Source organism: Pseudomonas sp. P39-UII1 (assembly GCF_039672635.1).
Taxonomy (GTDB): domain Bacteria; phylum Pseudomonadota; class Gammaproteobacteria; order Pseudomonadales; family Pseudomonadaceae; genus Aquipseudomonas.
Map to the genome: position 1 here is coordinate 27,149 of NZ_JBDFPP010000020.1, position 12,266 is coordinate 39,414.

The window sequence follows — 12,266 nt, forward strand, 5'->3', positions numbered from 1 at the left end:
AAATGTAGGAGCGGCGGTGCGGCGATCCGACTTGCCCGCGATGCGCCGCGCGGGCGGCGCTCGATCTCATGAACACCAAATACGCCATGGCGAGCACCTACCAGCCCCGCCACCTTCTAAACCCATATCACCCAAACCTATAAAACTGTCCCACGCCCTAAGTGCGGCCCTAGACTCGCCCCAAGCCCGTTCAAGGACCGCCGCCATGCCCGAGACCCTGCTCAGCCCCCGCAACCTCGCCTTCGAACTCTATGAGGTGCTCGACGCCGAGGCCCTGACCCAGCGCCCGCGCTTCGCCGAGCACAGCCGCGAAACGTTCGATGCCGCGCTGACCACCGCCCGCACCATCGCCGAAAAGTACTTCGCCCCGCACAACCGCAAGGCCGACGAAAACGAGCCGCGCTACGTGGACGGCCGCGCCGAGCTGATCGCCGAGGTGAAACCTGCGGTCGATGCCTTCCTCGAGGCGGGCTTCCTCAACGCCAACCGCGACTTCGAGGTCGGCGGCATGCAGTTGCCCAGCCTGGTCTCGCAAGCCTGCTTTGCCCACTTTCAGGCCGCCAACGCCGGCACTACGGCCTACCCGTTCCTGACCATGGGCGCGGCCAACCTGATCGAAAGTTTCGGCAGCGACGAACAGAAGCGTTTGTTCCTGCAACCGATGATCGACGGCCGCTATTTCGGCACCATGGCGCTGACCGAACCCCATGCCGGCTCGTCGCTGGCCGATATCCGCACCCGTGCCGAGCCTGCGGCGGATGGCAGCTACCGGATCAAGGGCAACAAGATTTTCATCTCCGGCGGCGACCACGAACTGTCGGAAAACATCGTGCACATGGTCCTGGCCAAGTTGCCGGATGCACCACCTGGGGTGAAGGGTATTTCGCTGTTCATCGTGCCCAAGTACCGGGTCAACCCGGACGGCAGCCGCGGCGATCGCAACGACGTGCTGTTGGCCGGGCTGTTCCACAAGATGGGCTGGCGCGGCACCACCTCAACGGCACTGAACTTCGGCGACAACGGCCCGTGCGTCGGCTATCTGGTCGGCCGGCCGCACCAGGGCCTGGCCTGCATGTTCCAGATGATGAACGAGGCACGCATCGGCGTCGGCATGGGCGCAGTGATGCTGGGGTACGCCGGCTACCTGTATTCGTTGGAGTACGCCCGCCAGCGGCCGCAGGGCCGGCTGGCGGAGAACAAGGACCCGCACAGCCCTGCGGTGCCAATCATCAGCCACACCGACGTCAGGCGCATGCTGCTCGCCCAGAAGGCCTACGTAGAAGGCGCTTTCGACCTGGGCTTGTACGCCGCACGGCTATTCGACGACACCCACACGGCAGCCAGCGAATCCGCCCGCCAGCAGGCCCAGGAACTGCTCGACCTGCTGACGCCCATCGTCAAATCCTGGCCATCCACCTTCTGCCTCAAGGCCAACGAACTGGCAATCCAGATCCTCGGTGGCCACGGCTACACGCGGGAATACCCGGTGGAGCAGCACTACCGCGACAACCGCCTGAACCCGATCCACGAAGGCACAGAGGGCATCCAGTCACTCGACCTGCTGGGCCGCAAACTGGCGCACAACAACGGCGCAGGCCTGAAGCAACTGATCCGCCTGATCGCCAATACCGCCGAACGCGCCACCCATCACCCGGGCCTGGATGCCATGCGCCAGCCGCTGGAGCATCTGGTAAACCGCCTGCAGGGCGTGACCCTGGCCCTGCTGGGCGACCTGGCAGAAGGCAAAGTCGCCGGCGCCCTTGCCAATTCAGCCCTGTACCTCAAGGCCTTCGGCCACTGCGTGATCGGCTGGCGCTGGCTGGAACAAGCGATACACGCCGAACTCGGCCTGCTCAAAGGCAATGCCGCAGATCGCGACTTCTACCGGGGCAAGTTGCAGGCCGCACGTTATTTCCTGACCTGGGAAGTACCGGGCTGCCATAATGACCTGGCATTGCTCGAGGCACGCGACGATACCTGCCTGGCCATGCAAGACGGGTGGTTCTAGGGGGAGCCACCGTGCACGCGGAGGTTTTCCCATGTTCGATTCCAGCGCCCTGCTGCGCCAGCGCTTTGCCGCGCTGCGCAGCACGGCCGAGTTGTTTTCCCTGCGCCATGTCAAACAGTCGCACCAAGCGCTTTCGGTAAGGCGCAATGTGGCCGAGCCGCCCTTCTTCAGCCAGGATGAAGGCGCCATGCTGACAGTGCGGGTGCAGGGCGTGGAGGCTTACGCCGCCACGGCCGACCTGTCCCAGCAAGGCCTGCAACGTGCGCTGGAACACGCCGAGGCACTGGCCCGGCAGATTGCCAGGCACAGCTTGCTCGACCTGCGCGACCAACCCGTGACCAACGCCCGCCACGACCATGTCTCGCCGAACTTCGACCGGCCGTTACCCACCCTCGCCGACTGCCTCGGCCTGCTCGCTGCCGAGTCGGCCAGCGTGCCCAGGGACAGCCGCTTGGTGGACTGGCAGGCCAGCCTGAGCCAGAGCCTGGTCGAACAGACCTACCTGAACTCCGCCGGCGCCGAACTACGCCACGCGCAGCGCTTCCTGTTCCCGGGCCTGGGCGTAACCGCCAGCGACGGCCAGGACAGCCAGAGCCGCAGCCTGGGCCGTGACAACTTCGGCCAGCAGGGTGGCTTCGAGATCATCGAACGCTGCGGCCTGGTCGGTGCCGCTCGCCGGGTCGCCGACGAAGCGCTGCAACTACTGATGGCACCCAATACACCCAGTGGCCAGCGTGACCTGCTGCTGATGCCCGACCAGATGATGCTGCAGATCCACGAATCCATCGGCCACCCGCTGGAGATGGACCGCATCCTCGGCGACGAGCGCAACTACGCCGGCACCAGCTTCGTCAAAGCCAGCGACTTCGGCCATTTGCAGTACGGCTCGCCACTGCTCAACGTCACCTTCGACCCGACCATCGCCGAAGAGCTTGCCAGCTACAGCTACGACGATGACGGCAGCCAGGCCAGCAAGCAGTTCCTGATCCGTGAGGGCCTGCTGCTGCGGCCGCTGGGCGGCGCGTTGTCGCAATACCGTTCGGGCCTCGACGGTGTGGCCAACAGCCGGGCCTGTGGCTGGAACCGCGCCCCGATCGACCGCATGGCCAACCTCAACATCGAGCCGGGCGAGCAAACCCTTGAGCAACTGATCGAGGGCATCGAGCACGGCATCCTGATGCGCACCAACCGTTCGTGGTCCATCGACGATGCGCGCAACAAGTTCCAGTTCGGCTGCGAGTGGGGCCAACTGATCGAGGACGGCAAGCTCAAGGGCATCGTCAAGAACCCCAATTACCGCGGTATCTCCGCGCAGTTCTGGCGCAACCTTGCGGCGGTCGGCGACCGCAGCACCTTCCAGGTACTGGGCACCCCCAACTGCGGCAAAGGCGAGCCCAACCAGGTGGTACGGGTCGGCCACGCCGCACCGGCCTGCGTGTTCCGCCAGATCGACGTATTCGGAGGGGACGCCTGATGAGCGCCACAGCACAGCAGTCTTTCGAGCAATTGGTCAGCGCCCTGCACGATGCACGGCAAGCCGAAGAGCAATTCACCCTCGGCTACAGCGCCGAACAGTCGCAGTTCGTGCGATTCAACCACGCCAAGGTACGCCAGGCCGGCGAGGTCAGCCAGGCCAGCGCGCAACTGCGGCTGATCCGCGATGGGCGCCAGGCAGAACAGCTGGTCACGTTGAGCGGCGATGCCGGACTGGACCATCAGCGCCTGCGCGAGGCGCTGGAACAGCTGCGTCAAACCCTGCCGCTGTTGGCCGTTGACCCTTACCTACGCCTGGACGAAAACCCATGGCGCAGCAACAGCCTGCAGCAACAGGCGCTGCCAGAGCTGAGTGAAGTGCTGGAACTGCTCGACCGCGAAGCCGGCGACCTGGACCTGGTCGGTATCTATGCCGCAGGCCCGGTCTGCCGGGGCTTCGCCAGTTCCTATGGCGCCTTCGGCTGGCACCAGGCCAACAGTTTCAACTTCGACTGGAGCCTGTTCCACAGCAATGGCCAGGCCGTGAAGGCCAACTATGCCGGCCAACTGTGGAACGCCACGGACTTCACCGCACGGCTGCGCCAGGCGCGTGAGCAACTGGGCTTCCTCGGCCGCCCGGCGGTTACGCTCAAGCCCGGCAGCTACCGCGCCTACCTGGCACCTGCCGCCATGGACGAAATCGCCGGCATGCTCTGCTGGGGCGGCTTCTCGGCACAGGCGCTGGCCACCGGCAACAGCGCACTGCAGCGGCTGTACAGCGGCGATGCACGGCTGAGCTCATTGGTCAGCTTCGCTGAGCAAGTCAGCGGCTCGCTGAGCCCGGCATTTTCCGATGAAGGTTCGCCACGCCTGGACGTACCGCTGATCCAGCACGGGCAGGCTGTGGACAGGCTGGTCAGCGCGCGCAGCGCCGTCGAGTTCGAGTTGCTTGCCAATGGCGCAGACAGCCATGAATCACCCTGTGCATTGAGCCTTGCACCGGGCACCCTGGCGCCTGAAGAGATCCTGCAACGGCTGGGCACAGGCCTGTACATCAGCAACCTGTGGTACCTGAACTACTCCGACCTGCCGGCCGCACGGATGACCGGGCTGACGCGCTTTGCCACCTTCTGGGTAGAGGACGGTGAAATCAAGGGGCCGGTGAGCACCATGCGCTTCGATGACAGCCTGTACAGCTTGCTGGGCAGCCAACTCGAAGACCTGACCCGCGAACGCGAGATGATCCTTTCAACCAGTACGTATGGACAGCGCAGTACCGGGTCGAGTCATTTGCCGGGAGCTCTGGTCAAAGGGCTTACCCTGACATTGTGATTGGAATTGCAGGCCTCTTCGCGGGCAAGTTCGGATTCGCGCATAGCTGCGAGCTTGCCCCGCGAAGCGGCCGGTACTGACAAACGAGGACGTCATGCCCGAACGCACCCCGCTCGACCCCGTCACCGCCCGCTGGATCCCGTGGGTGGTGGCCATCGCTTTTTTCATGCAGTCCCTGGACGGCACCATCCTCAACACTGCCCTGCCGGCCATGGCTCGCTCGCTGGAAGAAGACCCGCTGCGCATGCAGGGCGTGATCATCGCCTACATGCTCACCGTGGCCTTGCTGATCCCTGCCTCTGGGTGGATCGCCGACCGCTTCGGCACCAAGCGCATCTTCTTCAGCGCCATCCTGCTGTTCAGCTTCGGCTCCTTGCTGTGTGCCATGGCCAACAGCCTGGGCTTTCTGATACTCGCCCGCATCGTGCAGGGGCTGGGCGGTGCGCTGATGCTGCCGGTCGGGCGGCTGGTGGTATTGCGCGCCTATCCGCGGACCGAGCTGGTGCGAATCATGAGTTTCATCACCATCCCCGGCCTGCTGGGCCCGCTGCTTGGCCCGACCTTGGGCGGCTGGCTGGTCGAAATCCTGACCTGGCACTGGATCTTCCTGCTCAACCTGCCGGTCGGTGCCATCGGCTGTTACGCCGTGTGGAAGTTCATCCCCGACCTGCGCGGGGCCGAGCGCACCACCTTCGATGGCCCGGGTTTCCTGCTGTTTGGCGCAGCGATGGTGCTGATCACCATCGCCATGGAGGGCCTGGGCGAATTGCACCTGCCGCACCTGCGGGTGATGCTGCTGCTGTTCGCCGGCATGGCCTGCCTGGCCGCCTACTGGCTGCGTGCCGGGCGTGACCCGGAACCGCTGTTCTCGCCCAGCCTGTTCCGCGTGCGCACCTTTGCCATCGGTATCCTCGGTAACCTGTTCGCGCGCCTGGGCAGTGGCGCCCTGCCGTTCCTGGTGCCGTTGCTGCTGCAGGTCGCCTTGGGCTATTCGCCGGCACAGGCTGGCATGAGCATGATCCCGCTGGCGGCGGCGGCGATGGTGGCAAAATCCATTGCCCGGCCACTGATCGAGCGGCTTGGTTACCGCATCGTGCTGACCGGCAACACCTTGCTGCTGGGCCTGCTGCTGGCCAGCCTCGGCCTGGTCGACGAGCAGACGCCGTACGCCGTGCTGCTGGTGCAACTGGCCCTGCTGGGCGCAGTGAACTCCATGCAGTTCACCGCGATGAACACGGTGACCCTGATCGACCTCGACGACGCCAGCGCCAGCAGCGGCAACAGCCTGCTGTCGGTGGTCGCGCAACTGTCGCTGAGCCTGGGCGTGGCCTGCGCCGGCGCACTGCTCGGCGGCTTTACCGCAGCCGGCAGCGCCGACGGTGTGGAAACCACCCTGGGGGCCTTCCAGCTGACTTTTGTGACCATCGGCGTCATGGCCATGCTGGCGGCAGCGATCTTCCTGCAGCTGGCGCCGACGGACGGAAGGCGTGCCCGTCGTCCGGAACAACACATGGAGTCGTAGGGCGAATGGCCATGAGGCTGGTAGACTGTGCGGCATTTTTCGCTTCGCAACGCAGGCCCGCCTCGTGACCACCGAAACCACCGCTTTTGCCACCTTGCCGCTGTCCGCCGCCATGCTGGCCAACCTGGACGCCCTCGGCTATGCCGCGATGACGCCGATCCAGGCCCAGAGCCTGCCCGTCATCCTCAGGGGCCAGGACCTGATTGCCCAGGCCAAGACCGGCAGCGGCAAGACCGCCGCTTTCGGCATCGGCCTGCTAAACCCGATCAACCCGCGCTACTTCGGCTGCCAGGCACTGGTGCTGTGCCCTACCCGCGAGCTCGCCGACCAGGTCGCCAAAGAGTTGCGCCGCCTGGCACGTGCCGAGGACAACATCAAGATCCTGACCCTGTGCGGCGGCGTCTCGCTCGGGCCGCAGATCGCCTCGCTGGAGCACGGCGCGCACATCATCGTCGGCACCCCCGGGCGCATCCAGCAGCACCTGGACAAAGGCACCCTGGTACTCGACGGGCTCAACACCCTGGTGCTGGACGAAGCCGACCGCATGCTCGACATGGGCTTCTTCGACGCCATTGCCAGCATCATCGGCAAGACCCCGTCGCGCCGCCAGACCCTGCTGTTCTCGGCCACCTATCCATCCGGTATCGAGCAACTGGCCGCCGACTTCATGCGCAAGCCGCAGCAGGTCAAGGTCGAGAGCCTGCACACCGACAACCAGATCGAACAACGCTTCATCGAGATCGACCCGCAGAACCGCCTGGAGGCCGTCACCCGCGTGCTCGGCCACTACCGCCCGCAGTCGTGCGTGGCGTTCTGCTTCACCAAGCAGCAGTGCGAAGACGTGGTCGCTCACCTGACGGCCAAGGGCATCGTTGCCCAGGCCCTGCATGGCGACCTGGAGCAGCGTGACCGCGACCAGGTGCTGACCATGTTCGCCAACCGCAGCAGCTCGGTGCTGGTGGCCACTGACGTGGCCGCCCGTGGCCTGGACATCGACGGCCTGGACATGGTCATCAACGTCGAGCTGGCCCGTGATGCCGAAATCCATGTGCACCGTGTTGGCCGTACCGGCCGCGCCGGCGAAAAGGGTATCGCCGTCAGCCTGGTGGCCCCGGCCGAAGGCCACCGCGCCCAGGCCATCGAAGCACTGCAGAAGAGCCCGCTGCGCTGGGACCAACTGGACAGCCTGAAGAACAAGGGCGGCGAGCCCCTGCTGCCGGTCATGACTACCCTGTGCATTGCCGCTGGCCGCAAGGACAAGCTGCGCCCTGGCGACATTCTTGGCGCGCTGACCGGTGATGCCGGCATCCCGGGCAAGCAGGTGGGCAAGATCGCGATCTTCGACTTCCAGGCGTTCGTTGCCGTGGAGCGCGCACTGGCCAAGCAGGCCATGCAGCGGCTGAACAGCGGCAAGATCAAGGGCCGCGCCCTGAAAGTCCGTATTCTCTGACATTCTTTGGGGCTGCTGTGCAGCCCATCGCCGGCAAGCCAGCTCCCACAGGGTCACCCAAGGCCTCAGGCGTTATGCAGTGCCCGTGGGAGCTGGCTTGCCGGCGATGGGCCGTACAGCGGCCCCAAACTCGCAATGAGGTAACACCGTGCACTCCACCGACGTGATCATCCTCGGCGCCGGCGCCGCCGGCCTGATGTGCGCCCAGCTCAGCGCCCGCCGTGGCCGCCGGGTGCTGCTGCTCGACCACGCCAACAAGCCGGGCAAGAAGATCCTCATGTCCGGCGGCGGGCGCTGCAACTTCACCAACATGTACACCGAGCCGGCCAACTTCCTCTCGCACAACGCCCACTTCTGCAAATCGGCCCTGGCCCGCTACACCCAGTGGGACTTCATCGAACTGGTGGCCAAGCATGGCGTGCCGTATCACGAGAAGAAGCTCGGCCAGCTGTTCTGCGACAACAAGGCCAGCGACATCCTCGACATGCTGCTGGCCGAGTGCGACGACGCGGGCGCCGAACTGCGCATGCAGACCAGCATCGAACACATCGAGAAGACCGAAACCGGTTACCTGCTGCAAACCAGCGCCGGCCAGTTCGCCTGCCAGTCACTGGTGATAGCCACCGGTGGCCTGTCGATCCCGACCCTGGGCGCGACCGGTTTCGGCTACCAGGTGGCGCGCCAGTTCGGCCACACCCTGCTGCCGACCCGCGCCGGCCTGGTGCCGTTCACCATCACCGAGCCCCAACTCAAGGCACTGTGCACCGAACTGTCGGGCACCTCGCTGGACTGCACTGCCAGCTGCAACGGCACCAGCTTCCGCGAGAACCTGCTGTTCACCCACCGCGGCCTGAGCGGCCCGGCGATCCTGCAGATCTCATCGTTCTGGCAGGCAGGCGACACCGTCGAGATCAACCTGCTGCCCGACCGCGATGCGCTGACCTGGCTGCAACAGCAACAGCTCGAACGCGCCAACGCGGAGTTGAAGACCGTGCTGGGCGAGGTGTTCACCCGCAAGCTGGCCACCCTGCTGGCCGAGCAGTGGTTCGAGTCCAAACCCATGAAGCAGTACACGCCGGCGGAACTGGCACAGATCGCCGACAAACTGTCGGCCTGGCAATTGGTACCGGCCGGTACCGAGGGCTATCGCACCGCCGAGGTGACCCTGGGTGGCGTGGATACCCGCGAGGTGTCATCCAAGACCATGGAATCGCTGAAGAGCCCCGGGCTGTACTTCATCGGCGAAGTACTGGACGTGACCGGCCACCTGGGCGGTTTCAACTTCCAGTGGGCCTGGGCATCGGCCAACGCTGCAGCGCAGTTCGTGTAGAGTAGAATCCATTCAGCAGCACGGAACGCTTCTTGCTGGTCCGTGCCGCAATGCATTCATTCGATCACTGCCAGCAGGCCATCATGTCATCGAGTTCGTTCCGTCAGTCACTGCGTCGCCTGTGGGGCCAAGACAAGTTCAGCTACAGCATCCGGGTGACCATCGCCCTCACCGGCAGCCTGGCCCTGTGCTGGTACCAGAACGAGATGGCCCTGCTGATTCCGCTGTTCCTGGGCATCATTGCCAGCGCATTGGCCGAGACCGACGACAGCTGGCAAGGGCGCCTCAGTGCCCTGGCCGTTACGCTGGTCTGCTTCGCCATTGCCGCGCTGGCCGTCGAGCTGCTGTTCCCCTACCCGTGGGTCTTCGCCATCGCACTGGCGTTGGCGGCGTTTGGCCTGACCATGCTGGGTGCGCTGGGCGAACGCTATGGGGCCATCGCCTCGGCCACGCTGATCACCGCGGTATACACCATGATCGGCGTGGACCAACGCGGCGGCCAGGTCACCGACTTCTGGCACGAACCGCTGCTGCTGGTGGCGGGTGCAGCCTGGTATGGCTTGCTCTCGGTGCTGTGGCAGGCGCTGTTTTCCAACCAGCCGGTGCAGCAGAGCCTGGCCAAGCTGTTCTTCGAACTGGGGCGCTACCTCAAGCTCAAAGCCAACCTGTTCGAGCCGATTCGCCACCATGATCTGGAGGCCCGGCGCCTGGAGCTGGCCCAGCAGAACGGCAAGGTGGTCGCAGCGCTCAATGCGGCCAAGGAAATCATCTTGCACCGGGTCGGTAACAGCCAGCCCAACTCCAAGGTCAGCCGCTACCTCAAGCTGTACTTCCTGGCCCAGGATATCCACGAGCGCGTCAGTGCCTCGCATTACCCCTACAATGCCTTGGCCGATGCGTTCTTCCACAGCGATGTGATGTTCCGCTGCCAGCGCCTGCTGCGCCATCAAGGCTCGGCGTGCCAGGACCTGGCGCGCTCGATCCGCCTGCGCCAGCCCTTTGTTCTCGACAGCCGGTTCGCCGACACCCTCGAAGACCTCAACGCCTCGCTGGAGCACCTGCGCACCCAGAACAACCCGGCGTGGCGCGGGCTGCTGCGCTCGCTGCGCGCACTGGCGGCCAACCTGGCCACGCTCGACCGCCTGCTGGGGGCCGCCAGCAACCCGGACAGCCTGGCCGATGCCAGCGACAGCAGCCTGCTCGACCGCTCACCGCGAAACTTCAAGGACGTCTGGACCCGCCTGCGCACACAGTTGACGCCCACTTCGCTGCTGTTCCGCCACGCCCTGCGCCTGCCGTTGGCGCTGTCGATCGGCTACGGCATGGTGCACCTGATCCACCCGACACAAGGCTACTGGATCATCCTCACTACGCTTTTCGTGTGCCAGCCGAACTATGGCGCCACCCGGCGCAAGCTGGTGCAGCGCGTGTTCGGCACGGCGATCGGCCTGACGGTGGGCTGGGCGCTGTTCGACCTGTTCCCCAACCCGGTCATCCAGTCGCTGTTCGCCGTGGTCGCCGGAGTGGTGTTCTTCGTCAACCGCACCACCCGCTATACCCTGGCCACGGCGGCGATCACGCTGATGGTACTGTTCTGCTTCAACCAGATCGGCGATGGCTATGGCCTGTTCCTGCCGAGGCTGTTCGATACCCTGGTGGGCAGCCTGATCGCCATCCTCGCGGTGTTCCTGTTCCTCCCCGACTGGCAGGGCCGGCGCCTGAACAAGGCATTGGCCAATACCCTGGCCTGCGCCAGCGTGTACCTGCGCCAGATCATGCAGCAGTACGCCCACGGCAAGCGCGACGACCTCGCCTACCGCCTGGCCCGGCGCAACGCCCACAACGCCGACGCCGCGCTGTCTACCACATTGGCCAACATGCTCATGGAGCCTGGGCATTTCCGTAAGGAGGCAGATGTAGGCTTCCGCTTCCTGGTGCTGTCACACACCTTGCTCAGCTACCTCTCGGGGCTTGGCGCGCACCGTGATACCGCGCTGCCGGCCGAAGTTCAGGAGCAATTGATCGATGGCGCAGGGCAGAGCCTGGCCAACAGCCTGGATGAAATCGCCAATGGCCTGGCGGCGCGCTTGCCGGTGGCGATTCACAGTGACGCCGAAGAGCACTTGGCCAATGCGCTGGAACAGATGCCAGAGGAGCTGGATGAACATCAGCGGCTGGTGCAGACCCAGCTGGCGTTGATCTGCCGACAGCTGGGGCCGTTGCGGACATTGGCGGCGCATCTGATCAAGGAGGGTGCGCCGGCCTGAGGGTTTTAGTGCCTGGCCCGGCAGCTTCGCGGCATTGGCCCGTTCGTGGCGCTCGACGATCCGCTGAAGCTCACGGGTAACCGAGCACGTCCCTGATCTGCCGCAGATGCCGGATGATCCACTGCTTGTCGATCGCCCCCCAGTCATGAATGCGATAATGCCCGGCATGGTTGCGCGCACCCTCCTGCTGCTCGAACTCGCAGACGATGTCCAGGTCGGCCAATGCAGCAATGGTGTCCTGGGCCGTGCGGCGCGGCATGCCGGTGGCTTCCATCAGCGCCGGCACGCTGGTGGCGGTCTGGCTGTCGATCAACCAGGCCACATACAAGCGGCGATAGAAACTGCTCTTGGTCTTGCTCACATCCATGCTGCGTGATCCTTACAGGTTACCCGGCAGCTCCCGATAGGTCAGGTAGACGCGCAGGTCGAATTCCAGTTGATGGTAATCCGGCTCCATGTGCTGACAGAGCTGGTAGAACGCTTTGCTGTGGTCGCGCTCGCGCAGGTGCGCCAGTTCGTGCACCACGATCATGCGCAAAAACTGCGGTGCCGCGTCCTTGAACAGCGAGGCGATACGGATTTCCTTCTTCGCCTTGAGCTTGCCGCCCTGCACCCGCGACACCGCAGTGTTGAGGCCCAGGGCACGGTGGGTCAGGTCCAGGCGGTTGTCGAACAGCACCTTGTCCAGGCTTGGCGCACTGCGCAGGTATTGCTGGCGCAGCTCCTGGGCGTAGCCGTACAGCGCCTTGTCGCTCTGCACGTCATGGCGGCCAGGGTAGCGGCGCTGCAGGTAGTCACCCAGGCGGTCGCTGTCGATCATCTGCTGCACCTGCTCCTGCAGGTGCGGCGGGTAGGCTTGCAAATAGCGTAATACGGTCATGGCA

General features: G+C 65.0%; 9 protein-coding genes. 7 read left to right on the forward strand and 2 right to left on the reverse strand.

Annotated elements, in window-relative coordinates:
• The first annotated feature begins 205 nt into the window (after window positions 1–205).
• The 7 genes from ABEH27_RS20885 (at window position 206) to yccS (ending at window position 11,382) form a co-directional block, all read left to right on the forward strand.
• Window positions 206–2,008 carry an acyl-CoA dehydrogenase gene (locus tag ABEH27_RS20885; RefSeq protein WP_346615378.1) on the forward strand — a complete coding sequence of 601 codons (1,803 nt, stop codon included), beginning with the start codon at window positions 206–208 and terminating at the stop codon, window positions 2,006–2,008.
• 31 nt (window positions 2,009–2,039) lie between these two features.
• Window positions 2,040–3,482 carry a TldD/PmbA family protein gene (locus tag ABEH27_RS20890; RefSeq protein WP_346615379.1) on the forward strand — a complete coding sequence of 481 codons (1,443 nt, stop codon included), beginning with the start codon at window positions 2,040–2,042 and terminating at the stop codon, window positions 3,480–3,482.
• Complete coding sequence (locus ABEH27_RS20895; RefSeq protein WP_346615380.1) at window positions 3,482–4,813, forward strand: TldD/PmbA family protein; 1,332 nt, start codon at window positions 3,482–3,484, stop codon at window positions 4,811–4,813. The genes ABEH27_RS20890 and ABEH27_RS20895 overlap by 1 nt, the downstream gene beginning before the upstream one ends.
• A 94-nt stretch (window positions 4,814–4,907) precedes the next feature.
• Entirely contained in the window at window positions 4,908–6,335 is a 1,428-nt protein-coding gene (mdtD, locus tag ABEH27_RS20900; RefSeq protein ID WP_346615381.1) for a multidrug transporter subunit MdtD, read from the forward strand.
• Window positions 6,336–6,447: 112 nt separating this feature from the next.
• Complete coding sequence (gene dbpA / locus ABEH27_RS20905; protein ID WP_346615422.1) at window positions 6,448–7,785, forward strand: ATP-dependent RNA helicase DbpA; 1,338 nt, start codon at window positions 6,448–6,450, stop codon at window positions 7,783–7,785.
• Between the two features lie 148 nt (window positions 7,786–7,933).
• Window positions 7,934–9,115 carry an NAD(P)/FAD-dependent oxidoreductase gene (locus tag ABEH27_RS20910; RefSeq protein ID WP_346615382.1) on the forward strand — a complete coding sequence of 394 codons (1,182 nt, stop codon included), beginning with the start codon at window positions 7,934–7,936 and terminating at the stop codon, window positions 9,113–9,115.
• A gap of 83 nt (window positions 9,116–9,198) precedes the next feature.
• Window positions 9,199–11,382, forward strand: coding sequence for a YccS family putative transporter (gene yccS, locus ABEH27_RS20915; protein ID WP_346615423.1), 2,184 nt, complete (start codon window positions 9,199–9,201; stop codon window positions 11,380–11,382).
• A gap of 70 nt (window positions 11,383–11,452) precedes the next feature.
• Here yccS and ABEH27_RS20920 read toward each other — a convergent pair whose 3' ends face one another.
• Together ABEH27_RS20920 and ABEH27_RS20925 are read right to left on the reverse strand one after the other, a co-directional pair.
• Window positions 11,453–11,749 carry a winged helix-turn-helix domain-containing protein gene (locus ABEH27_RS20920; RefSeq protein WP_346615383.1) on the reverse strand — a complete coding sequence of 99 codons (297 nt, stop codon included), beginning with the start codon at window positions 11,747–11,749 and terminating at the stop codon, window positions 11,453–11,455.
• 12 nt (window positions 11,750–11,761) lie between these two features.
• Entirely contained in the window at window positions 11,762–12,262 is a 501-nt protein-coding gene (locus ABEH27_RS20925; protein ID WP_346615384.1) for a M48 family metallopeptidase, read from the reverse strand.
• Between the last annotated feature and the right edge of the window lie 4 nt (window positions 12,263–12,266).